26 protein-coding genes are annotated in these 24099 nt (G+C 63.0%); all 26 read right to left on the bottom strand.

The window, feature by feature from the left end; all coding sequences use genetic code 11:
• Positions 1–45 precede the first annotated feature (45 nt).
• Complete coding sequence (locus AC07XM_RS13715; protein WP_016488405.1) at positions 46–441, bottom strand: DUF2802 domain-containing protein; 396 nt, start codon at positions 439–441, stop codon at positions 46–48.
• A gap of 1 nt (position 442) precedes the next feature.
• Positions 443–922: a chemotaxis protein CheW gene (locus AC07XM_RS13710; RefSeq protein ID WP_003254393.1), complete on the bottom strand. Its 480-nt coding sequence runs from the start codon at positions 920–922 to the stop codon at positions 443–445.
• A gap of 43 nt (positions 923–965) precedes the next feature.
• A complete protein-coding gene (locus tag AC07XM_RS13705) occupies positions 966–1859 on the bottom strand; it encodes a CheW domain-containing protein (RefSeq protein WP_023049038.1) in 894 nt (297 codons plus the stop codon).
• A complete protein-coding gene (locus AC07XM_RS13700; protein ID WP_016488407.1) occupies positions 1859–2647 on the bottom strand; it encodes a ParA family protein in 789 nt (262 codons plus the stop codon). Before AC07XM_RS13700 ends, AC07XM_RS13705 begins: the two co-directional genes overlap by 1 nt.
• A gap of 203 nt (positions 2648–2850) precedes the next feature.
• Entirely contained in the window at positions 2851–3708 is an 858-nt protein-coding gene (gene motD, locus AC07XM_RS13695; RefSeq protein WP_016488408.1) for a flagellar motor protein MotD, read from the bottom strand.
• Between the two features lie 3 nt (positions 3709–3711).
• Complete coding sequence (locus AC07XM_RS13690; RefSeq protein WP_016488409.1) at positions 3712–4452, bottom strand: flagellar motor protein; 741 nt, start codon at positions 4450–4452, stop codon at positions 3712–3714.
• Complete coding sequence (locus AC07XM_RS13685; protein WP_060519418.1) at positions 4452–5576, bottom strand: protein-glutamate methylesterase/protein-glutamine glutaminase; 1125 nt, start codon at positions 5574–5576, stop codon at positions 4452–4454. Before AC07XM_RS13685 ends, AC07XM_RS13690 begins: the two co-directional genes overlap by 1 nt.
• A 46-nt stretch (positions 5577–5622) precedes the next feature.
• A complete protein-coding gene (locus AC07XM_RS13680; protein WP_016488411.1) occupies positions 5623–7866 on the bottom strand; it encodes a chemotaxis protein CheA in 2244 nt (747 codons plus the stop codon).
• A gap of 12 nt (positions 7867–7878) precedes the next feature.
• A complete protein-coding gene (locus AC07XM_RS13675) occupies positions 7879–8667 on the bottom strand; it encodes a protein phosphatase CheZ (protein WP_016488412.1) in 789 nt (262 codons plus the stop codon).
• A gap of 20 nt (positions 8668–8687) precedes the next feature.
• Entirely contained in the window at positions 8688–9062 is a 375-nt protein-coding gene (locus AC07XM_RS13670; RefSeq protein ID WP_161775562.1) for a chemotaxis response regulator CheY, read from the bottom strand.
• A gap of 120 nt (positions 9063–9182) precedes the next feature.
• A complete protein-coding gene (gene fliA, locus AC07XM_RS13665; protein WP_016488414.1) occupies positions 9183–9923 on the bottom strand; it encodes an RNA polymerase sigma factor FliA in 741 nt (246 codons plus the stop codon).
• Complete coding sequence (gene fleN, locus AC07XM_RS13660; protein ID WP_016488415.1) at positions 9920–10753, bottom strand: flagellar synthesis regulator FleN; 834 nt, start codon at positions 10751–10753, stop codon at positions 9920–9922. The genes fliA and fleN overlap by 4 nt, the downstream gene beginning before the upstream one ends.
• Before the next feature lie 93 nt (positions 10754–10846).
• Entirely contained in the window at positions 10847–12154 is a 1308-nt protein-coding gene (gene flhF, locus AC07XM_RS13655) for a flagellar biosynthesis GTPase FlhF (protein WP_016488416.1), read from the bottom strand.
• Between the two features lie 11 nt (positions 12155–12165).
• A complete protein-coding gene (gene flhA, locus AC07XM_RS13650; RefSeq protein WP_016488417.1) occupies positions 12166–14295 on the bottom strand; it encodes a flagellar biosynthesis protein FlhA in 2130 nt (709 codons plus the stop codon).
• Between the two features lie 136 nt (positions 14296–14431).
• Positions 14432–15574: a flagellar biosynthesis protein FlhB gene (flhB, locus tag AC07XM_RS13645; RefSeq protein ID WP_060519412.1), complete on the bottom strand. Its 1143-nt coding sequence runs from the start codon at positions 15572–15574 to the stop codon at positions 14432–14434.
• Between the two features lie 2 nt (positions 15575–15576).
• A complete protein-coding gene (fliR, locus tag AC07XM_RS13640) occupies positions 15577–16353 on the bottom strand; it encodes a flagellar biosynthetic protein FliR (RefSeq protein WP_016488419.1) in 777 nt (258 codons plus the stop codon).
• A gap of 7 nt (positions 16354–16360) precedes the next feature.
• Positions 16361–16630, bottom strand: a complete 270-nt coding sequence (fliQ, locus tag AC07XM_RS13635) for a flagellar biosynthesis protein FliQ (protein ID WP_016488420.1) — start codon at positions 16628–16630, stop codon at positions 16361–16363.
• 21 nt (positions 16631–16651) lie between these two features.
• A complete protein-coding gene (gene fliP / locus AC07XM_RS13630) occupies positions 16652–17407 on the bottom strand; it encodes a flagellar type III secretion system pore protein FliP (protein ID WP_016488421.1) in 756 nt (251 codons plus the stop codon).
• Positions 17407–17841 (bottom strand): flagellar biosynthetic protein FliO, encoded by a 435-nt coding sequence (gene fliO, locus AC07XM_RS13625; RefSeq protein WP_102688987.1) that lies wholly within the window; start codon positions 17839–17841, stop codon positions 17407–17409. Before fliO ends, fliP begins: the two co-directional genes overlap by 1 nt.
• 12 nt (positions 17842–17853) lie before the next feature.
• Positions 17854–18321 (bottom strand): flagellar motor switch protein FliN, encoded by a 468-nt coding sequence (gene fliN, locus AC07XM_RS13620; RefSeq protein WP_023048288.1) that lies wholly within the window; start codon positions 18319–18321, stop codon positions 17854–17856.
• Positions 18322–18368: 47 nt separating this feature from the next.
• Entirely contained in the window at positions 18369–19337 is a 969-nt protein-coding gene (gene fliM, locus AC07XM_RS13615; RefSeq protein ID WP_013973595.1) for a flagellar motor switch protein FliM, read from the bottom strand.
• A gap of 9 nt (positions 19338–19346) precedes the next feature.
• The gene (gene fliL, locus AC07XM_RS13610; RefSeq protein ID WP_016488424.1) at positions 19347–19844 is read right to left on the bottom strand and encodes a flagellar basal body-associated protein FliL; all 498 of its coding nucleotides are present in this window, start codon (positions 19842–19844) and stop codon (positions 19347–19349) included.
• A 351-nt stretch (positions 19845–20195) separates the two neighbouring features.
• A complete protein-coding gene (locus AC07XM_RS13605; protein ID WP_096426592.1) occupies positions 20196–21452 on the bottom strand; it encodes a flagellar hook-length control protein FliK in 1257 nt (418 codons plus the stop codon).
• A gap of 72 nt (positions 21453–21524) precedes the next feature.
• Entirely contained in the window at positions 21525–21872 is a 348-nt protein-coding gene (locus AC07XM_RS13600; RefSeq protein WP_016488426.1) for an Hpt domain-containing protein, read from the bottom strand.
• A 48-nt stretch (positions 21873–21920) separates the two neighbouring features.
• Positions 21921–23612 carry a fused response regulator/phosphatase gene (locus AC07XM_RS13595; RefSeq protein WP_102688981.1) on the bottom strand — a complete coding sequence of 564 codons (1692 nt, stop codon included), beginning with the start codon at positions 23610–23612 and terminating at the stop codon, positions 21921–21923.
• A gap of 8 nt (positions 23613–23620) precedes the next feature.
• Positions 23621–23926: an STAS domain-containing protein gene (locus AC07XM_RS13590; protein WP_016488428.1), complete on the bottom strand. Its 306-nt coding sequence runs from the start codon at positions 23924–23926 to the stop codon at positions 23621–23623.
• Positions 23927–24099: the final 173 nt, after the last annotated feature.

Below are 24099 nucleotides of genomic sequence, written 5' to 3'. Positions count from 1 at the left end.
CAATCGCGGCAATAGAAAAAGGCGACCTCAGGTCGCCTTTTCACGTTATTCGCTGCGATGCAACTTGCTCATCAACTCTGCCTCGGCCCGCGTCAGCCCGCAGGTTTCGGTCAACTCCGACACGCTCGCGCCCATCCCCACCAACTTGGCCGCCTGGCTGAACGTGACACTACTGGGGTCGCGTTGCTCCAGCCGCTCCAGCCGGTCAGGCACACTGGCCACCGACACACGCAGCTCGTGAAGGGCCTCGCCCATGCGCACGGTACCGTTCTGGTAGTCGTCCAGGCGCTTGGCCAGGTCCTTGATGCGCTGGTCACGCAGGGCATCGCCCTCGGCCTGCTGCGCAGCCAGCTCGCGCTGGCGCTTGCTGTAGTTGAGGAAGAACCACAGGCTCAGCGCCCAGACCAGCGCCAGGAAGATGACAGCAACCTCTAGGATCAACTCAGATGTTCTCCAGCTCGGACCACTCTTCCTCGGTCATCATCTTGTCCAGTTCGACGAGGATCAGCAGTTCACCGTTCTTGTTGCACACGCCCTGAATGAATTTAGCCGACTCTTCGTTACCCACATTCGGCGCGGTCTCGATTTCGGACTGGCGCAGGTAAACTACCTCGGCCACGCTGTCGACCAGAATGCCGACCACTTGCTTATCGGCTTCGATGATGACGATACGGGTGTTGTCGGTGACCTCGGTCGGCATCAGGCCAAAACGCTGACGGGTGTCGATCACTGTCACCACGTTGCCGCGCAGGTTGATGATACCCAGCACGTAGCTTGGCGCACCCGGCACCGGGGCAATCTCGGTGTAGCGCAGCACTTCCTGCACCTGCATCACGTTGATGCCGTAGGACTCGTTGTCCAGACGGAAGGTAACCCACTGCAGGATCGGATCTTCGGAACCTTGTGCAGACGACTTTTTCATTCCCCTACCCTCAAAATCCGCTGTTTGGCGGTTGTGTTCTGTGTCATTTCTGTTTGGCGTGCATCTGCTTGACCGCGCCGCTGGCGATCAGCTCGGCCAGTGCGGCGACGTCGAGCAATGCACACATGTGTTCAATCACCGTGCCAGCCAGCCACGGGCGCTGGCCCCGCTGGCTGCGCCACTTGATTTCGGACGGGTCCAGGCGCAGCGAACGGCTGACCTGATGTACGGCCAGCCCCCATTCGTAGCCCTGCACGGAAATCACATAATTCAGGCCTTGGCGAAAATCGTCGCGGTAGCGGTCGGGCATTACCCAACGCGCCGTGTCCAGCACCTTCAGGTTGCCGGCCTGGCAGGTCAGGATGCCGAGGAACCAGTCCGGCTGGCCGAACAGCGGGGTCAGCTCCTGGCCGGCCAGGTTGTAGATCGAGCCCAGGCACACCAGCGGCACCGCCAGGGTCAGGCCGGCGACATCGAACAACAGACATTCGAATGGCTCGGCCGCCCACACCGGGCGGCCGTCCACGGTGGCCGGCGGCACCGGCAGGTTCGGCGCCGGGAGGTGCACGTCGACCAGCGGCACTGCGGGTTCCACGGTTTGTTCTTCGACCAGCACCGGGATGGCGGCCTCGGCGATCACCTGCTGCTCGACCACCGTGACCACCGGCGCTTCTATCGGCATGACGCTGGGCAATACCGCCACCTTGGGTTCGGCAAACGGCCGTTGGGCAAGGCTGGCAGGGGCTTGGGCTGGCATCGGCCCGGCGGGCTGACGCGCATCACGTGCCTGCTCCTCGCGCACCGCCTCGGCGAACTCGTCTGGCGCCGCTGGCGGCTCAAACAGCTCTTCGGCTTCGGTGGCCTCCTGCAACAGGCCGTCGAGGTACGACTGCAGGGCCATCTGCGGCCGGGTGCTGGTGTGTCGGGTCTGGGTCATCAGGCCACCTGCACTGCGGTCTTGTAAGTCAGCAGGTGCTTGAGCAGCGCCCGATAGGCAATCAGACCGCGGCTCTTGCTGTCGAACTGCGAGGGCGTGACGCCCTTGCGGCTGGCATCGCGCAGGCGCGTATCGACTGGGATGTAGCCCTGCCACACCTGTTGGCCGTAGGTATCACGCAGCAGCTTGAGTGTGCCCAGGGAGGCCTGGGTACGGCGGTCGAACAGGGTGGGTACGATCTGGTACGGCAGCGCCTGCTTGCGCGAACGGTTGATCATGGCCAAGGTGCCAACCATGCGTTCCAGGCCCTTCACTGCCAGAAATTCGGTCTGCACCGGTATCACCAACTGCTGGCTGGCGGCCAGGGCATTGACCATCAGCACACCCAGCAAGGGGGGGCTGTCGATCACGGCATAGTCGAAATCCTGCCACAGCTGCGCCAGACTCTTGGCGATCACCAGGCCCAGGCCATTTTGCCCGGGTGACTGGCGCTCCAGCACTGCCAAAGCGGTGCTCGACGGCAACAGCGAAATGCGCTCGTCGCTGGTAGGCAGCAACAACTGCCCGGGCAGGCCGTCTGGCACTGCGCCCTTGTGCAGGAACAGGTCGTAGCAGCTGTGCTCCAGCGCATCGGGGTTGTGCCCGAAATAGCTGGTCATCGACCCGTGCGGATCGAGGTCGACGACGACCACGCGCTTGCCAGCCTCAGCCAGCAGGCCAGCCAGGGCGATGGTTGTGGTGGTCTTGCCGACGCCACCTTTTTGATTGGCTACTGCCCAGACTCTCATCAAGCAAACTCTATCTATTGATTTGGCAGGGACACTGTAGAAACAACTATCCAAGAGCCGGCACGACCCCTGTGGGAGCGGGCGAGCCCGCGAACACCGGCGCAGCCGGTGCCGTTCACCGCGTCGCCTGCTTCGCGGGCATGCCCGCTCCCAGAGGGGACGGAGTCACTTTCAATACAATGGCGCGACGGGGAATTGACGGATCACTGCCCCGCCACCGTTGCTGACGTTGCCGGTGCACTTTGTGTGCCAGCCCGGCGCAATGCGGCATCCGGCGTTGCATTGGCACTGCCCGAGCCCGTCAGGCTGCGGCGCACTTCGAGGTTACGGGAAATCACCAGCACCACCCGGCGATTACGCGCGCGACCGTCGGCGGTGTCATTGCCGGCCACCGGCTGGTACTCGCCATAACCCACCGATGCCATGCGTGCCGGGTTGACCCCTTCCATGGCCAGCAGGCGCACGATGCTCGCCGCCCGTGCCGACGACAGCTCCCAGTTGGTCGGGTACTGTGCCGTGCGGATCGGCAGGTTGTCGGTGAAGCCTTCGACATGCACCGGGTTGGCGAATGGCTTGAGGATGTTTGCCACCTTCTCGATGATGGCAAACGCCTTGTCGCTGGGCATGGCATCGCCACTGCCGAACAACAGCGATGAATTCAGCTCGATCTCGATCCACAGCTCGTTGCCGCGCACGGTCATCTGGTTGCTGTTGATCAGGTCGCCAAAGGCATCGCGCACGTCATCGCTGATGGTTTTCAACGGGTCGACCTGGGTCGCCGCCAAGCCCGCTTCGGTCTGCTCGCTGTCTTTGACCAGCGGCTCTGCCGGGCGCACGCTCAACGGCTGCTCATCGCCAATAGGAATCGGTTTCATGCTGCGCTCAGGGTCGTTGAACACCCCGAGCAAGGCCTGGGAAATGACCTTGTACTTGCCCTCGTTGATCGAGGAAATCGAGTACATCACCACGAAAAAGGCGAACAGCAAGGTGATGAAGTCAGCGTACGACACCAGCCAGCGTTCGTGGTTTTCGTGTTCCTCGGTATGACGACGGCGACGCATGGGTTACTCCATGAAGCCTTGCAGCTTCAACTCGATCGAGCGCGGGTTTTCACCCTCGGCAATCGACAACAGGCCTTCGAGCAGCATCTCGCGGTAGCGCGACTGGCGCATGACGTTGGCCTTGAGCTTGTTGGCGATCGGCAGCAGGATCAGGTTGGCGCTGGCCACGCCGTAGATGGTGGCGACAAAGGCCACGGCAATGCCGTTGCCCAGCTGCGAAGGGTCAGCGAGGTTGCCCATCACGTGGATCAGGCCCATCACCGCACCGATGATGCCGATGGTCGGCGCGTAGCCGCCCATGCTCTCGAATACCTTGGCAGCCTGGATGTCACGGCTCTCCTGGGTCAGAAAGTCGACTTCAAGGATGCTGCGGATGGCTTCTGGCTCAGCGCCGTCCACCAGCAATTGCAGGCCTTTGCGCGCATACGGGTCGGGCTCTGCATCGGCCACGCCCTCAAGGCCCAGCAGGCCTTCCTTGCGCGCGGTCAGGCTCCAGTTCACCACACGGTCGATACCACCCGCCAGGTCTACCCGCGGCGGGAACAGTATCCAGCGCAAAATCTGCAAGGCGCGCTTGAAGGAGGACAGCGGCGACTGCAACAAGGCTGCCGCCAGAGTGCCACCCAGCACGATCAGCGCCGCCGGGCCATTGACCAGCGCGCCGGCATGGCCACCTTCCAGAAAGTTGCCACCGACGATGGCGACAAAGGCGAGAATCAGGCCGATCAGGCTGAGGACGTCCATCAGACGCAGGCCTCCACCAAGTGCTTGCCGATTTCGTCCAGGCTGTAGACCGCATCGGCCAGGTTGGCCTTGACGATGGCCATGGGCATGCCATAGATCACGCAGCTGGCTTCATCCTGGGCCCACACGGTACTGCCGCCCTGCTTGAGCAGGCGTGCACCTTCACGGCCATCGGCGCCCATGCCGGTGAGCACCACCGACAGCACCTTGTCGCCGTAAGACTTTGCTGCCGAACCAAAGGTGATGTCCACGCACGGCTTGTAGTTCAGGCGCTCGTCACCGGGCAGGATCTTCACGGTGCCACGGCCGTCGATCATCATCTGCTTGCCGCCGGGGGCCAGCAGGGCCAGGCCTGGGCGCAGCACGTCGCCGTCCTCGGCTTCCTTGACGTTAATGCGACACAGCTTGTCCAGGCGTTCGGCAAAGGCCTTGGTGAACGCCGCCGGCATGTGCTGGATCAACACGATCGGCGCCGGGAAGTTGGCAGGCAGCTGGGTCAATACCCGCTGCAGGGCCACGGGGCCGCCCGTGGAGGTGCCAATGGCCACCAGCTTGTAGGGTTTGCGCTTGGGGGCTGGCGAGTGCGACGCCGCCGGGGCAGCTGCACGGGCCGGCGCCGCAGGACGGGCTGGCGCGGGGTTGGCGAAACTGCTGGCGGGCGCAGGGCTGCTGGCCGGCACCGGCGCGGCGGCCGGTGCCGTCCTGGCATAGCTGCCCAGGCGGCGGTTGCTGCGCGAAAGGGTATGCACCTTCTCGCACAGCATTTGCCTGACCTTGTCGGGGTTGCGCGAAATGTCCTCGAAGTTTTTCGGCAGGTAATCCACCGCGCCAGCATCCAGCGCGTCGAGGGTGACGCGAGCGCCTTCGTGGGTCAGCGAGGAAAACATCAACACCGGCGTCGGGCAGCGCTGCATGATATGCCGCACCGCGGTGATGCCGTCCATCATGGGCATCTCGTAGTCCATGGTGATGACATCGGGCTTGAGCGCCAGCGCCTGGTCGATTGCTTCCTTGCCATTGGTCGCGGTACCCACTACCTGGATCGTCGGATCCGCCGAGAGGATTTCCGAGACGCGGCGGCGGAAGAAACCGGAATCATCCACCACCAGGACCTTGACTGCCATAAACACTCCATTAGGCGGCGCAACCCGCCAGGGTGCGCCACCGAAATCAAATACGCCGTGCGGCGTAACGCTTGAGCATGCTCGGGACATCGAGAATCAACGCGATCCGACCGTCACCGGTGATGGTGGCCCCGGACATGCCCGGGGTGCCCTGCAACATCTTGCCCAGCGGCTTGATTACCACTTCTTCCTGGCCCACCAGTTGATCGACGACAAAGCCGATGCGCTGCGTGCCAACCGACAGGATCACTACGTGGCCCTCGTGCTGCTCTTCGTGCACCTGGCCCTGTACCAGCCAGCGCTTGAGGTAGAACAGCGGCAGCGCCTTGTCGCGCACGATCACCACTTCCTGGCCGTCGACCACGTTGGTGCGCGACAGGTCGAGGTGGAAGATTTCGTTGACGTTGACCAGCGGGAAGGCAAACGCCTGGTTGCCCAGCATCACCATCAGGGTGGGCATGATCGCCAAGGTCAGCGGCACCTTGATGACGATCTTCGAGCCCTGGCCCTTGGCCGAGTAGATATTGATCGATCCGTTGAGCTGGGAAATCTTGGTTTTCACCACGTCCATGCCCACGCCACGGCCAGACACGTCGGAAATCTCGGTCTTGGTCGAGAAGCCCGGGGCGAAGATCAGGTTGTAGCAGTCCGATTCACTCAGGCGCTCAGCGGCATCCTTGTCCATCAGGCCTTTTTCCACGGCCTTGGCACGCAGGATGTTCGGGTCCATGCCCTTGCCGTCGTCAGAGATCGACAGCAGGATGTGATCACCTTCCTGTTCGGCCGACAGCACCACACGGCCGGTGCGGGCCTTGCCAGAGGCTTCACGCTCATCGGGCATCTCGACACCATGGTCGACGGCGTTACGCACCAGGTGCACCAACGGGTCGGCCAGGGCCTCGACCAGGTTCTTGTCCAGGTCAGTCTCTTCGCCGACCAGCTCCAGGTTGATCTCTTTCTTCAACTGGCGGGCAAGGTCGCGCACCAGGCGCGGGAAGCGGCCGAACACTTTCTTGATCGGCTGCATGCGGGTTTTCATCACCGCCGTCTGCAGGTCGGCAGTGACCACGTCGAGGTTGGACACGGCCTTGGACATGGCCTCGTCGCCGCTGTTCAGGCCCAGGCGTACCAGGCGGTTACGCACCAGCACCAGTTCGCCGACCATGTTCATGATTTCGTCCAGGCGCGCGGTGTCAACGCGGACCGTGGTTTCCGCTTCGCTGACGGCATGCTTCTCGGCAGCCGGCGCCGGTGCACGAGGGGCCGGCGCAGGCTTGCTGGTGGCCGCGGGTGCGGGGGCAGCAGGGGCTGGCTTGGCGACCGGCTGGCTGTCGGCCTTGGCTTGAGCAGGCGCTTGCACCTTGGCAACAGCCGGGGCCTCGACCGCAGCAACGTCACCACCAAACTTGCCCTTGCCGTGCAACTGGTCCAGCAGGGCCTCGAACTCGTGCTCGCTGATTTCGTCGCTGGCGGCGCTGTTGTCAACCGCGACCGGCGCCGGCGCGTTGGCGGCAGGCAAGGCATCGGCCTGGAATGTGCCCTTGCCATGCAACTGGTCGAGTAACGATTCGAATTCTTCGTCGGTAATTTCGTCGCTTGCCGCGTCTGCAGGCACGGCGACCGGCTGTACCGCGACTTCGACACTGAACTGGCCTTTGCCGTGCAACTGGTCGAGCAGCGACTCGAATTCGGCGTCAGTGATTTCGTCACCTTCGCCACTGCCAGCCTCGCCCTGCATCTGCTCGTCGACCGCGGCTTGCGCCTTGACCGCATCGAGCGAGTCGAGCAACTGCTCAAACTCGCTGTCGGTGATGTCCTGTTCATCGGCAGGGGCCGTGGCCGCAACCGGCGCCTCGGCTGACGGTGCCGCTGCAACAGGCGCTTGGGCAACCTCGGCGCCACCGGGTTCGGCCAGCCGCGACAGGGCCGCCAGCAGCTCGGGCGTGGCCGGGGTAACCTCGGCACGCTCGCGCACCTGCCCGAACATGCTGTTGACCGTGTCGAGTGCCTCAAGCACCACATCCATCAGTTCCGCATCGACCCGGCGCTCACCTTTGCGCAGGATGTCGAACACGTTCTCGGCGATATGGCAGCACTCCACCAGCTCGTTCAGCTGAAGGAAGCCGGCGCCCCCTTTTACAGTGTGGAAACCGCGAAAGATCGCATTGAGCAAGTCGGCATCGTCGGGTCGGCTTTCCAGCTCGACCAGTTGCTCGGACAGTTGCTCAAGAATTTCGCCGGCTTCTACCAGGAAATCCTGGAGGATTTCTTCATCGGCGCCGAAGCTCATCAAACGTGCTCCTTAAAAACCCAGGCTGGACAGCAAATCATCGACATCGTCCTGACCGGACACAACGTCTTCACGCTTATCGGCATGAATCTGCGGACCTTCACCCCGAGTCGGATGTTTTTCTAGATCTTTTTCTGCGCGCAGTTGATCGTGGTCATGCTGGATACCGGCAAAGCGGTCGACCTGGCTGGCCATCAGCACCAGTTTGAGCAGGTTGCTTTCCACCTCGGTCACCAGCGTGGTGACGCGTTTGATCACCTGCCCGGTCAGGTCCTGATAGTCCTGAGCCAGCAGAATGTCGTTGAGGTGGCCGGCAACCTTGCGGTTACCTTCAGCGCTGTGCGTGAGGAAACTGTCGACGCGTTTGACCAGGTCACGGAACTCCGGCGCTGCCACTTCGCGGCGCATGAAGCGCTGCCAGTCGGTACTCAAGGCCTTCGCTTCGCTGGCCAGGTCGTTGAGCACCGGGGTGCTTTCCTCGACCAGGTCCATGGTGCGGTTGGCCGCACCCTCGGTCAGCTTGACCACGTACGACAGGCGCTCGGTAGCGTCGGTTATCTGCGACACCTCCTCGGCCTGTGGCATGGTCGGGTCGATCTGGAAGCTGACGATAGCGCTGTGCAACTCGCGGGTCAGCTTGCCGACCTCCTGGTACAGGCCACGGTCGCGAGTCTGGTTCAGCTCATGAATCAGCTGTACCGCCTCGCCGAAACGGCCCCGCTCCAGGCTTTCGACCAACTCCTGGGCATGTTTCTTCAGGGTCGATTCGAACTCCCCCAAAGACGTTTGTGATGAATCCATGGCGCGCCCCCTGACGTGACTCAGCCGTTGACACGTTCGAAGATCTTCTCGATCTTTTCTTTGAGCACCTGGGCGGTGAACGGCTTGACCACATAGCCATTGACGCCGGCCTGGGCCGCTTCGATGATCTGGTCGCGCTTGGCCTCGGCAGTCACCATCAGTACCGGCATGGTTTTCAGCTTTTCACTGGCACGCACTTTACGCAGCAGGTCGATACCGGACATGCCGGGCATGTTCCAGTCGGTCACCAGGAAGTCGTAGTGGCCGTTTTCCAGCATCGGCAGCGCCGTGGTGCCATCGTCGGCTTCTTCGGTGTTGGTGAAGCCCAGGTCACGCAACAGGTTCTTGATGATCCGCCGCATCGTCGAAAAGTCGTCAACGATGAGGATTTTCATGTTCTTGTCCAATTAGACCTCCAAGCAGTCTCAAACGCGCCCGGCCGACCGGGCACGCACTCATTCAATTCGGTACAACGTGGAAAACGCACGTGGAAAACGACTGCAACGACCCCGGGCTCAACGTGCCCGCCATTCCCCCAAGCGGCTACGCAGGCGCGCGGCACATTGGCTGTGCAACTGGCTGACCCGCGATTCGCTGACCCCAAGCACCTCGCCGATTTCCTTGAGGTTCAGCTCTTCGTCGTAGTACAGCGCCAGTACCAGGCGCTCACGCTCCGGCAGGTTGGCAATGGCCTCGGTCAGGGCAGCCTGGAAGCGTTCGTCCTCAAGGCCACGTGCAGGTTCGACGTGGCCACTGGCGCCATCCTCATGCAGCCCTTCGTGCTCGCCGTCCTGCAACAGGTCGTCAAAGCTGAACAGGCGGCTGCCCAAGGTATCGTTCAAGATCCCGTAGTAATCATCGAGACTCAACTGGAGTTCGGCAGCAACTTCATGATCTTTAGCGTCTCGACCGGTTCTGGCTTCAACGGCACGCATCGCGTCACTGACCATGCGGGTATTGCGGTGCACCGAACGCGGTGCCCAGTCGCCCTTGCGCACCTCGTCCAGCATGGCCCCGCGGATGCGGATGCCGGCATAGGTTTCAAAGCTGGCGCCTTTGCTGGCGTCATACTTGTTGGCCACTTCAAGCAGGCCGATCATGCCGGCCTGGATCAGGTCCTCGACCTGCACGTTGGCCGGCAACCGCGCCAACAGGTGGTAGGCAATGCGCTTCACCAGCGGGGCGTAGCGTTCGATCAGCTCGTACTGGCCGTCTTTCGCTGCCCGGCTGTACATCTTGAAGCCGCTGGCATTCATAGCACGGGTCCCGCGCTGGTGGGCTGCACCAGACGCTCGACAAAGAACTCCAGGTGACCGCGCGGATTGGCCGGCAGCGGCCAACTGTCAACCTTCTGGGCAATCGCCTTGAAGGCCAGCGCGCACTTGGAGCGTGGGAACGCTTCGTAGACGGCGCGCTGCTTCTGCACCGCCTTGCGCACGCACTCGTCGTACGGCACGGCACCCACGTACTGCAGGGCCACATCGAGGAAGCGGTCGGTGACCTTGGTCAGCTTGGCGAACAGGTTGCGCCCTTCCTGCGGGCTCTGCGCCATGTTGGCCAGCACACGGAAACGATTCATCCCGTAGTCGCGGTTGAGCAGTTTGATCAGGGCGTAGGCATCGGTGATCGAGGTGGGCTCGTCACACACTACCAGCAGCACTTCCTGGGCGGCGCGAACGAAGCTGACCACCGACTCACCAATCCCCGCTGCAGTGTCGATCACCAGCACGTCGAGGTTGTCGCCGACTTCACTGAACGCCTGGATAAGACCGGCATGCTGGGCCGGGGCCAGGTGCACCATGCTCTGGGTGCCCGAGGCTGCGGGGACGATGCGCACGCCGCCAGGGCCCTGCAACATCACGTCACGCAGCTCACAGCGCCCTTCGATGACATCGGCCAGGGTACGTTTGGGGGTAAGGCCCAGCAACACGTCGACGTTGGCCAGGCCCAGGTCGGCGTCCAGCAGCATGACCCTGCGGCCAAGCTCGGCCAGCGCCAGGGACAAGTTCACTGAAACGTTAGTCTTGCCGACGCCACCTTTGCCACCGGTCACGGCGATCACCTGTACGGGATGCATGCTACCCATGTCTGTTCTTTACCTTGTCTCGCTGGGACTCAGGCCACACGTGGGGCAATTCTGCGTACCCCTTGGCATAGCTACTTTGCACACGCTTCATGGTCAACCCGCTCGCCGGGGGTTGTGATAGAGATCAGCGAACATGTCGGCCATGGCCTCTTCGCTGGGCTCGTCCTGCTGCTGCACATTGACCGCACGGGAGACCAGCTGGTGGCCGCGCGGCAGGTGCAGGTCGTCAGGAATGCGCGGGCCATCGGTCAGGTAGGCCACGGGCAGTTCATGACTGATGGCAAGGCTCAGCACATCGCCAAGGCTTGCCGTTTCATCCAGCTTGGTCAGGATGCAACCGGCCAGACCACAACGTTTGTAGCTGTGGTAGGCGGCGGTCAGCACCTGTTTCTGGCTGGTGGTGGCCAGCACCAGGTAATTCTTCGCGGCAATGCCACGCCCGGCCAAGGTTTCCAGCTGCATGCGCAGTGCCGGGTCGCTGGCCTGCAGGCCGGCGGTATCAATCAGCACAACGCGCTTGCGCAACAGCGGTTCCAGCGCCGCGGCCAGGGACTGGCCCGGGTCGACGTAGGTCACTGGCACGTTGAGGATGCGGCCCAGGGTCTTGAGCTGCTCCTGCGCGCCGATACGAAAGCTGTCCATGCTCACCAGCGCCAGGTTCTGCGCGCCGTACTTGAGCACGTAGCGGGCAGCCAGCTTGGCCAGGGTAGTGGTCTTGCCCATGCCGGCAGGGCCGACCATGGCAATCACCCCGCCCTCTTCGATCGGCTCGATTTCCGGCATTTCGATCATCCGCGCCAGGTGCGCCAGCAGCATGCGCCAAGCCTGGCGAGGCTCTTCGATCTCGGTGGTGAGGTCCAGCAGCTCACGGGCGATCGGCCCGGACAGGCCGATACGCTGCAGACGGCGCCAGAGATTGGCCTGCTGTGGCTTGCTGCCTTGCAGCTGGTTCCAGGCCAGCGAACCGAGCTGCACTTCCAGCAACTCGCGCAGGCCCGACAGCTCGGAGCGCATCGCATCGAACAGGCGCGGGTCGACCGGCGCGGCAGCCGGGGCAGCGGCGGGCTCAGGGGCATCGACGTGCGGCTCGATCAACGGCTCGGCGGCCGTCAGCGACTGCCCGGCAAACAATTGGCGGTTGTTGTCGCTGCTGTCCTGGCGGTGGTCCAGCTCGGCCTGGGCGGTAGCGATGCGCGTGTGGGTCTTGCGCAGCTCTTGTTCCAGCTCGGCGTTAGGCACGCGCGGGGCCAGGGCGGACAGCTTGTAGTCCAGCGCGGCCGTCAGTTCGACACCACCGGCAATGCGGCGATTGCCAATGATCGCGGCATCGGCGCCCAGCTCGTCACGGACCAGTTTCATGGCCTGACGCATATCGGCGGCGAAAAATCGCTTAACTTGCATTATCCACTACCTCAGCCGTTAGGGCCCACGGTGGCAACGATGGTGACTTGCTTGTTGTCCGGTATTTCCTGATACGCCAGCACATGCAAATTCGGTACAGCCAGGCGACCGAAACGCGACAGCATGGCGCGGATCGGGCCGGCGACCAGCAGGATGGCCGGCTGGCCCTGCATTTCCTGACGCTGGGCCGCTTCGATCAGCGAACGTTGCAGCTTCTCGGCCATGCTCGGCTCCAGAAGAACACCATCTTCCTGACCCTGCCCGGCCCTTTGCAGACTATTGAGCAAAATCTGTTCCAACCTTGGCTCCAGGGTAATCACTGGCAGCTCCGACTCAACGCCGACAATGCTTTGCACGATGGCGCGACACAATCCGACGCGCACCACCGCCACCAGCGCGGCGGTATCTTGACTCTTGCCGGCGTTGTTCGCGATGGCTTCGGCAATACTGCGAATATCGCGCACCGGCACCTGTTCCGACAACAGCGCTTGCAGCACCTTGAGCAGGCCCGACAAGGAAATGACACCGGGCACCAGCTCTTCTGCAAGTTTAGGCGATGCCTTGGACAGTACCTGCAGCAGTTGCTGAACCTCTTCGTGGCCGATCAGCTCGTGACAGTGCTTCTGCAAGATCTGGTTGAGGTGGGTGGCCACCACGGTGCTTGCGTCGACCACGGTGTAGCCCAGCGACTGCGCCTGTGAACGCTGGCCGACATCGATCCACACCGCCTCCAGGCCAAACGCCGGGTCGCGTGCGGCAATGCCGTTGAGGGTGCCGAACACTTGCCCAGGGTTGATCGCCAGCTCCCGGTCCGGGTAAATCTCCGCTTCGGCCAGGATTACCCCCATCAGGGTCAGGCGATAGGCGCTGGGCTGCAGGTCGAGGTTGTCGCGAATATGCACGGTGGGCATGAGGAAACCCAGGTCCTGGGACAGCTTCTTGCGCACACCCTTGATCCGCGCCAGCAACTGGCCGCCCTGGTTGCGGTCGACCAGCGGGATCAGCCGGTAGCCGACTTCCAGGCCGATCATGTCGATGGGCGTCACGTCGTCCCAGCCCAGTTCCTTGGTATCAAGCGCGCGCTGCGGCGAGGGCAGCAGGTCTTGCTGCCGCTGCGCCTCCTGCTGCGCGTCCAGCTTGGCCTTGTGCTGCTTCTTCCACACCAGGTAGGCACCGCCACAGGCCAGCAGGCCAAGGCCGAGGAAGGCCACGTGGGGCATGCCAGGCACCAGCCCCATGACGATCATCAGCGCGCCGGACACCGCCAGCGCCTTGGGCGAATCGAACATCTGCCGGTTGATCAGCTTGCCCATGTCTTCGGAGCCCGAGGCACGGGTAACCATGATTGCGGCGGCAGTGGACAGCAGCAGGGATGGCAATTGCGCCACCAAACCGTCACCGATGGTCAGCAAGGCGTACACCTTGCCGGCATCACCGAAACTCATGCCGTGCTGCAGCATGCCGATCAGCATGCCGCCAATCAGGTTGATGAACAGGATAAGCAGGCCGGCAATGGCGTCACCGCGCACGAACTTGCTGGCACCGTCCATCGAGCCGTAGAACTCCGCCTCCTGCGCCACCTCGGCACGGCGGTGCTTGGCCTGGGCCTGGTCGATCAGGCCGGCGTTGAGGTCGGCGTCAATGGCCATCTGCTTGCCGGGCATGGCGTCGAGGGTGAAACGCGCGCTCACCTCCGAAATACGCCCGGCACCCTTGGTCACCACCACGAAGTTGATGATCATGAGGATGGCAAACACCACGGCACCGACCACGTAGTTGCCGCCGATCACCACCTCACCGAAGGCCTGGATTACCTTACCGGCAGCACCGTGGCCCTCCTGGCCGTGCAGCATGACCACACGGGTGGACGCCACGTTCAGGGCCAGGCGCAACAGCGTGGCCACCAGCAGGATGGTGGGGAAGGCGGCAAAGTCCAGTGGGCGCAGGGCGTACACGCAGACCAGCAGCACCACGATCGACAGGGCGATGTTGAAGGTGAAGAACACGTCGAGCAGGAACGGCGGTATCGGCAACATCATCATTGCCAACATCACCAGCAGCAGCAACGGCACACCCAGATTGCCCCGGCCGAGGCCGGCCAGGTTGTTGCGGGCGTTGCTGATTAACTGAGTGCGATCCACCGCGAGTCCTCTTGATGCAAAACTTTGACGCCCAGGGGGCGCCTGGGCGTGGCTTTGCAAGAAGCCTTCCAACTTTGCTCGGTGGGAGATTTATGTTTCCTGTGCCCGCGAAAGGGCCAGAAGCCCTGACACAAGGTCAACTGTCGCGGCGCAGGTCCGGCGGGATCGGCAGGTCTTCTTTCAACGGCTCTGGCCGCTTGCCCCTGCCAGCGCGGTACTGGCGGATCTGGAACACATAGGCCAGTACCTGCGCCACGGCCAGGTACAAGCCGGCAGGGATTTCCTGCTCAGGCTCGGTGGAGTAGTAGATCGCCCGCGCCAGCGCCGGCGATTCGAGGATCTGGATCTTGTGCTCCACACCAATCTCACGAATCTTCAGGGCCATGAAGTCGGTGCCCTTGGCCAGCAGCAAGGGTGCTGCCCCGCCCTTCTCCGGGTCGTACTGCAGGGCCACCGCATAGTGCGTCGGGTTGGTGATGATCACATCGGCCTGCGGCACCGCCGCCATCATGCGCCGCTGCGACATCTCGCGCTGCAGTTGGCGAATACGTTGCTTGACCTCGGGCTTGCCCTCGCTGTCCTTGTACTCGTCGCGCACTTCCTGCTTGGTCATCTTCATTTTCTTGTGCGTCTGGTACAGCTGGATGGGCACGTCCGCCGCCGCAATCAGCAGCAGCCCGGCCGACATCCACAACGCACTCCAGCCCACCACCTGCAGGCTGTGAATGATCGCCTGCTCAAGCGGTTCGTTGGCGATCGACAACAACGCCTGGCGGTCGCTGACCAACACCACCACCGCCACCGCCAGAATCACGAAGAACTTGGCCAGCGCCTTGAGCAGCTCGGTCAAGCCATTCACCGAGAACATCCGCTTGATCCCCGCCAGAGGGTTCATGCGGCTGAATTTTGGCTGCAGCAAGCTGCCCGAGAACAGGAAACCGCTAAGGGCAATGGGCGCAACGAAGGAAATCACGAACAGCAGGATAAGCACCGGCTGCACCGCCCATATCGCCATCTTGCCCGAGGCCAGCAGGAAGGCGCCCATTGCCCGCTCGTCGACAATGATGTCGCGCGTGAGGCTGAAGTTCATGCGCATGATGCTCAGCAACGTCTCGGCCATGTGACCGCCGAACGCCAGCAGGCCTCCAGCGCCAGCCAAGGTCACCGCCACCGTGTTCAGCTCCTTGGAGCGCGCGATCTCGCCTTTCTCGCGGGCATCGCGCTTGCGTTTCTCGGTGGGGTCTTCTGTCTTGTCCTGACCGCTCTCGCTTTCTGCCATGCTCAGCGCGCCCTCGCCAGCTCACGCAGCCATTGCAGCGCTTCGCTGGCCAATGCCTGATAGTGGGACAGCACATCGGCCAGACCCACCCAGAAAATGAGCATGCCCAGGACCAGGGTCAACGGGAGGCCAATGGAGAAGATGTTCAACTGTGGCGCGGCTCGGGTCATCACGCCAAAGGCGATGTTCACCACCAGCAAGGCGGCGACGACCGGCAGGATCAGCAGCAGGCCGGCCGCAAACATCCAACCCACTCGCCCGACCAGTTCCCAGAACTGGTTGACCACCAGCGCATTGCCCACCGGCAAGGTGGTAAAGCTTTCGGTCAGTACTTCGAACACCACCAGGTGGCCGTTCATCAACAGGAACAGCACGCTTACCAGCATGGTCATGAACTGGCTGATCACCGTGACGTTCACGCCGTTGGCGGGGTCGACCATCGAGGCGAAGGCCATACCCATCTGCACCGCGACGATCTGCCCGGCAATCACGAAAGCCTGGAACAGCAACTGCAGGGCCAGGCCGAACAGCGTGCCGACGATGATCTGTTCGCCACACAGCAACAGGCCTCGCAGGCTCAGCGGGTCGAATTCGGGCAGCGGCGGCAGCGCCGGCACGATCACCACGGTAATGGCCACCGCCACGTACAGGCGCACCCGCGCCGGCAGCATGCGAGTGCCAAAGATCGGCATGGTCATCAGCACCGCAGTCACCCTGAACAACGGCAGGATGAAGGTGGCGACCCAGGTGCCGATCTGCGCGTCGGTCAGCTCCAGCATGTCAGCGTCAACCGATGAGCTGCGGGATGTTGGTGTAGAGGGTGGTGATGTACTCCATGAACTTCTGTACCAGCCATGGCCCGGCAACGATCAGCGTAACCAGCATTACCAGCAGGCGCGGCAAAAAGCTCAGGGTCTGTTCGTTGATCTGCGTGGCGGCCTGGAACATCGCCACCACCAGGCCCACCAGCAGGCTCGGCACCACCAGCACAGCGACCATCAGGGTGGTCAGCCACAGGGCGTCACGGAACAGGTCGACGGCTACTTCGGGTGTCATCGGCGGCTCTCCTTGACGGCGTCAGACGCCGCCGAAACTGCTGGCCAGGGTGCCCATGATCAGCGCCCAGCCATCCACCAGCACGAACAACATGATCTTGAACGGCAGCGAGATGATCAGCGGCGACAACATCATCATACCCATGGCCATCAGCACACTGGCCACGACCATGTCGATGATCAGGAACGGGATGAAGATCATGAAGCCGATCTGAAACGCGGTTTTCAGCTCGGAGGTAACGAATGCCGGCACCAGAATCGTCAGCGGGACCTGATCGGGGCCGGCGATGTCGGTGCGCTTGGACAGGCGCATGAACAAGTCCAGGTCGCTTTGCCGGGTTTGCGCCAGCATGAAGTCCTTGAGCGGCACCTGGGCCTTGTCGATGGCCTGCTGGGCAGTCATCTGCTCCTTGAGGTACGGCTGCAGGGCGTCCTGGTTCACCCGGTCGAACACCGGCGCCATGATGAACATGGTCAGAAACAGCGCCATGCCGGTCAGGATCTGGTTGGACGGCGTCTGCTGCAGGCCCAGGGCCTGACGCAGGATCGAGAACACGATGATGATGCGGGTAAAACTGGTCATCAGGATGACGAACGCCGGGATGAAGCTGAGCGCCGTCATGATCAGCAGAATCTGCAGGCTGACCGAATACTCCTGCTGCCCGTCCGCCCCGTTGGACAGGGTAATGGCCGGGATCGACAACGGGTCGGCGGCCAGGGCCAGCGGCGCAGCCAGCAGCAGCGCCAAAGTCAACAACATACGCAGCGGGCCGCTCATCACAACTTGTCCTTAGGGTCCTTACCCATCAGCTCCATCAGCCGCTGGGCAAACTCCGGCGTTGCCTGACGTGCGCCAGCCGGCACTTCCACGGGTTCGGCCAGCACGTGCAAGGCCTCGATGCTACCAGGGGTATGGCCAATCAGGATCTGCTCCTTGCCCACCTGCACCAGCAGCAGGCGGTCACGCGGGCCGATGGCCCGGCTGCCGACGATCTCGATCACCTGCCCGCCCTTCACCGCCGTGCTCTGCATGCGCCGCAGCACCCAGGCCAGAAAGAAGATCAGGCCCACCACCAGCAGCAGACCGAAGACCATCTGCGCCAACTGACCGCCAAGGCTGCCAGGCGCCGTCGCCGGGGTTGCCGCCGGCGTGGCTGCAGCCAGACAGGCCTGGCTGGCCAGCAGCGCAGCGAACGCCGCAAAGGCGCGCATCGTGCCCTTCACTCAGCGCAGCTTCTTGATACGTTCGCTGGGGCTGATCACGTCAGTCAGGCGAATGCCGAACTTCTCGTTGACCACCACCACTTCGCCATGGGCAATCAGTGTGCCGTTGACCAGCACGTCCAGCGGCTCGCCGGCCAGGCGGTCAAGCTCGATCACCGAGCCCTGGTTGAGCTGCAGCAGGTTGCGGATGTTGATCTCGGTGCTGCCCACTTCCATGGAAATGTTCACCGGAATGTCCAGGATCACATCCAGGTTCGGGCCTTCGAGGCTGACGTTTTCGTTCGGCTTCGGCGAGCTGGCGAACTCTTCCATCGGCATGCGGCCGGGGCCGCCGCTGCTGCCGGTGTCACCGCCCAGCAGCGCATCGATGTCGGCCTGCCCCGCCGAGCCGGTCTCTTCAAGGGCCGCAGCCCACTCATCGGCCAGCGCCTGGTCCTCTGCGGAGGTGATCTCGTTTTCGTTAGCCATGGTTTCCTCTACAGGCATTCAATTCGTTATGAGCGACCGGCACGCCGTCAGCGGCGTTCGATCGGGTCGATGATCTGCAGGGCCAGGTTGCCCTTGTGCGAACCCAGGCGCGCCTTGAACGACGGCACGCCGTTGGCACGCAGCACCAGGTGCTCGGGCAGTTCCACCGGGATCACGTCGCCAGGCTGCATGTGCAGAATGTCGCGCAGTTTCAGCTGGCGGCGGGCGACCGTGGCGGTCAGGGGCACGGCCACATCCAGCACGTCCTCGCGCAGGGCCTTGACCCAGCGCTCGTCCTGGTCGTCCAGGTCGGACTGGAAACCGGCATCGAGCATTTCCCGCACCGGCTCGATCATCGAGTACGGCATGGTCACGTGCAGGTCGCCGCCACCGCCGTCCAGTTCGATGTGGAAGGTGGACACCACCACTGCCTCGCTGGGCCCGACAATGTTGGCCATGGCCGGGTTGACTTCGGAGTTCATGTACTCGAAGGTGACCGGCATGATCGCCTGCCAGGCTTCCTTGAGGTCGACGAAGCACTGGTCCAGCACCATGCGCACCACGCGCAGTTCGGTAGGGGTGAATTCGCGGCCTTCGATCTTGGCGTGGCGGCCATCGCCACCGAAGAAGTTGTCTACCAGCTTGAACACCAGCTTGGCATCGAGGATGAACAGCGAGGTGCCGCGCAGCGGCTTGATCTTCACCAGGTTGAGGCTGGTCGGCACGTACAGCGAGTGCACGTATTCGCCGAACTTCATCACCTGCACACCGCCCACGGCCACGTCGGCAGAACGGCGCAGCAGGTTGAACATGCTGATACGGGTGTAACGGGCGAAGCGCTCGTTGATCATTTCAAGGGTCGGCATGCGACCCCGTACGATACGGTCCTGGCTGGTCAGGTCGTAGCTTTTGATACTGCCAGGCTCGGATGCGCTTTCGGTCTGCACCAGCCCGTCGTCGACGCCGTGCAACAGGGCATCGATTTCATCCTGGGACAGCAGGTCCTGTACGGCCATTGCGGACTCCTACTGCAATACGAAATTGGTGAACAGCAACTGGTCGATGACCGGCTTGCCGACTTCCTTCTGCGCCACTTCCTGGACCACTGCGGTAGCCTTCTGGCGCAACATCTCCTGCCCGACCGGGCTGCTGGCCAGGGTGTCGAAACCCTGCCCGGAGAACATCATCACCAGGTTGTTGCGGATCACCGGCATGTGCACCTTCAGGGCATCCAGGTCAGCCTGGTTACGCGCCTGCATCGTGATGCTCAGTTGCATGTAGCGCTGGCGGCCGTTCTGGTTGAAATTCACCACGAATGCCGGGGTCAGCGCCTCGTAGATCGCCGCAGGCTTGACGTTGCCGGCGGCAGGCTCGGCGGCCGGGGCCGACTCGCTCTTGTGCATGATGAACCAGGTAGCGCCCACCGAAAGGCCGATCGCCAGCAACAGGCCTACGACCGCCAGCAGGATCAGCTTGAGTTTGCCTTTAGTGGCGGGGTCTTTGACTGCTTCGCTCTTCGCCATGCCAATAATCCGTCGTCCATCGGGGGTTCAAAGGTGGATGGCTTGGCTTGAGCAAGTGTTATGCCAGAATTCGGCTTCAGGGATTTTACGGCGGTGAGATCGAGCGCCGCCCGCGCGGCGCATCGCGAGCTGCGCTCGCTCCTACGTTTGTTGCGGGCCAATTAATCCTGTGGCATTTGCGCGCGTACGCTTGGGCGCATGGCACGTTATCACGTCCTGAAAACCAAGCGGTCGCGCGCGCCCGGCCCAGGCAATACTGGCCCGAAACAAACGTAGGAGCGAGCGCAGCTCGCGATGCGCCGCGCGGGCGGCGCTCGATCTAAGTAGGCGCCAAAACCCCCCAGCCATGCATCACGCGTAGTAATCAACCGCACTGTCGCCGATAACCACTTGCTGTTCCACAGGTCGGGCGCTTTCGACTGGCTCGGCCCCACCCTGCTCCGCCTGCCGTGCCGCCACCCCGGACAGGTTGCTGCCCTGCGCCTGCCCCTGCTGCTGTTGCTGCCCGCGCGACTGGTCGGCCACGTTGACATCTGGCTGCGCCAGCCCCTGCTGGGCGAACAGTTCGCGCAAGCGGTGCACCTGGCTGTCGAGTGCATCACGCACACCGGCGTGGCCGCTGATGAAGGTGACTTGGGTCGATTGGTCCGTCGCAACATTGACGCGAATATCCAAACGGCCCAGCTCGGCCGGCTCCAGCTGGATATCCGCCGACTTGAGGTTCTGGCTGGACAAGTACATGACCCGGTTGACCAAGCCCTCGGCCCAGGCGCCCTGGTTCATCGGCAATGGCTGGTGCAGCGGGCCGGCATTGGCCGGTACGGCGTTGGCGGTCTTGGCCGTGGCAGCCTGGGTCAGGCTGGCCAGGCGGTTGGCAAAATCATCGATGCGGGTGTCGCTATCGGCGCTCTTGGTGTCTTTCAGGCCATCTTCAAGCAGGGCACCAAAAGCCTTGTCACCCGACTCACCCGCTTCACCCTCGGCATGCTCCACCAGGTTCGCCAAGGTATTGACGGTTGCCTGCCCATCTTCGCCCTGGGCGCGGGACGGGTCCAGGGCATGCGCCGAGGTAGCGCCTTTGGCCTGGGCGCTGTGCTCCAGCGCCAGGCGCAAGGTTGGCAGGTTGGCCAACGGGTCGGCATCGGGGTCGAAGGCTTCTTCGGCAGATGGCGCTTCGGGCAGTGCCGCAGCCTGCGCCGTGGCCGCCTGCAGCACCGGCGCGACAGCCTCGGCCTGCGCCTGGATCAGTTGGGCGCCAGGCTGGGCGTCGGTGACCTGGCCGGCCACCAGGCTGGCATCACGCAGCGCGGTATCGGCCTGGGCAGCGTCATCAGCTGGCAACTTGTTGCCGTCATCGGCAACCGCAGTTTTCTCGGCGGGCTCTTTCTTGCCCCCCGCTGCCGCCTCAGGTTTGTCCTTGGGTTGGGCCGGGGCGACCTTGTCATTTTGCCCAGCGGCCTTGTCACGCCCCTGCCTGGCCATCACCTGGCCAAAGCCGTCACCCTTGTCACCCAACGCCTGCAGCGGTTTATCCGCCTGCGCGGTGGCCGAACGCGAGGTGCTTTTAATGGCGTTGGCTTGCAACAAAGGGTTGGGTGCGACAGGCATTGAGCGGTCTCCGCGCCAGGAACAGTAAAATCATCCAGCCAGAGAAAAGCAAGACTCGCGCCAACTCACGCATCAGCCTGCAGAAATACGCTGCTGCTCATCACGGTAGAAGCGCTGCACCACGCCATATTCCAGATCGATACGGTTGATCAGGTCTTCGATACCATACAGTGGGCGCTGCCGGGCGCGGTCTTCCAGTTGCTGACACAAGCGCGCCAGGGCCACTGCGCCCATGTTGCTGCTGCTGCCCTTGAAACTGTGGGCGGCAGCACCGAGCTCTTCGGCGCTTTTGGCCGCGTGCAACTGGCTCAAGCGCCGCTCGGAATCGTCGAGAAAGGTCTTCACCAACTGCAGGAAGCCATCTTCCATGACTTCACGCAGGTCACTGAGGACCTTGTGGTCAATATGCATGTCAGTCACTTGCTCACTCCTTGATCAAGCCAGATTATGCCCGAGCCAACCTGTGGCTCACCATATGAACTCCACATGCGCGCGACGCCCGTCCTCACTCCAGCGGGCGTTGCTGGCCAGCCGCTGGACCAGGTTCAGGCCACGCCCGCTCAGGCCGTGCGCCAGCGAAGGCCGCGACAGCACACGCTGCACGTCGAACCCGGCGCCGCTGTCGAGCACCTCAACTATCAGACGCCCGCCATCGGCGTGCGGTTCAACCGTAAAGTCGATGCGCACGAACCCGTCGGTCAACGCACCCAGACGCCGGGCGCGCTCCTGGTAATAGTCGGCAAACCCCTGCCCATCGCGCTTGAGCCGCGAATCCAGGCCCAGCACCCCATGCTCCAGCGCATTGGAATACAGTTCGCTGAGCACTGCGTGCAGGCTGCCGGTGCGTGCGCGCAGGCCGTGAATTTCCTGCAACAACTGCACCAGGTACGGCACCGGATTGAAGCGCTTGAGGCTTTCGCCCCGCACCTCGAACCCCAGCGACCAGTCCAGCGGGCTGGAGCGGCCGCTATCAGAGTAGATGATCGGCGCCGGCACCCGCTCCTCAGCGCTGAACATGCGAATGTCGCACAGGCTGATATCGTCCCGCGGGCGCCCGCCAAAGCGCTTCAATGCCTGCATCACCTCATCGAACAGCCGCTCCGGGTCGCGATTGTCGGCCAGCACCGTACGCAGGCGCCGCACGCCGAATAACCGCTCCTGGTCATCGGCGGTATCCAGCACGCCGTCCGACAATAATAACAGCCGCTCACCCGGCGCCAATGGCAACACTTCGGTGCTGTCATCGAAACGCTCCGCAGCCAGGATGCCCAGTGGGAGGTGCCGCGACCTCAGCGATGATAGCACCTGGCCATCAATCGACAAGTGATAACCATCGGGCATGCCCCCATTCCACACCTCTACTGCGCCACGCTGCAAGCTGAGGTCGAGCAGCAGCGCACAGCAGAACATGTCCACTGGCAGGATGCGTTTGAGCTTGGCGTTCATCTCGCGCAGGATCTGCGCCATGCCGTAGCCCTTGGCAGTCATGCCGTAGAACACCTCTGCCAGTGGCATGGCCCCCACCGCCGCCGGCAGGCCGTGGCCGGTGAAATCGCCGAGCAGCACGCGCATGTCACCGGCCGGCGTGAACGCGGCCAGCATCAGGTCGCCATTGAACAGCGCATAGGGCGATTGCAGGTAGCGGATGTTGGGGGCAGACAGGCATCCGGAGTGAGCCACCTTGTCGAACACCGCCTTGGCCACCCGCTGCTCGTTGAGCAGGTGGTGGTGGTGCCGGGAGATCTGGTCGCGCTGCTCCAGCACGGTAGCCTGCAGCCGGCGCAGGCGGTCCATGGCGCGAATCTTGGCGCCGAGGATCACCGCACTGTAAGGCTTGGCCATGAAATCATCGCCCCCGGCCTCCAGGCAACGCACCAGGCCCTCTTCTTCATTCAGCGACGTCAGGAAAATGATCGGCACCAGCGCCTCGCCAGCCAGGGCCTTGATCTGCCGCGCCGCCTCAAAGCCATCCATCACCGGCATCAGTGCATCCAGCAGCACCAGCTGCGGGCGCCGCTCGACGAACAGCGCCACCGCCTGCTCGCCATTTTCTGCGGTGACCACCTGATGGCCCTGGCGTCGCACGATCTGCGCCAACAGCAGTCGGTCGGCGGCTCCGTCTTCGGCGACCAGCACTGTCAACGCCTGTTCGGCGGGCATGTCGACGCTCAACTGATGTCGAAGAGTTTTTCGAAATTGGAGATCGCAAGGATCTTGCGCACATCAGAGCTGGCATGCACCACGCGCACGTCCGACTCATCGCCGCCCGCGTGGTCCCTGAGCAACAGCAGCATGCCGAGCGCGGAACTGTCGAGGTAGGTGGTGTCTTTCAGGTCAACGATCACCGAATCGGGCCGGTACGGCTGGCGTTCGTAGGCGTCACGAAATTCCTGATGCTTGCCGAAATCGAAGCGCCCCTTGATCTTGATTGTCAGCTTTTTCCCTTCCTGCGAAAAATCAGTCTCGACTGCCATGCTAGCGATTCCTTCGATGATGGCGAATGCAACTCCAGTAAGGTTTAGCAGGCGATGGCATGGGTCGCAAGAACGCGCCCCCTGTAGGAGCGGCCTTGTGCCGCGAAAGGGGCGCGTAGCGGCCCCAGATTTTCAGCTTCGCAGCAGATATCGCCGGGGCCGCTCTGCGGCCC

Source organism: Pseudomonas sp. GW460-LB5, from assembly GCF_059423245.1.
This window is presented reverse-complemented; position numbering and strand designations above follow the sequence as displayed.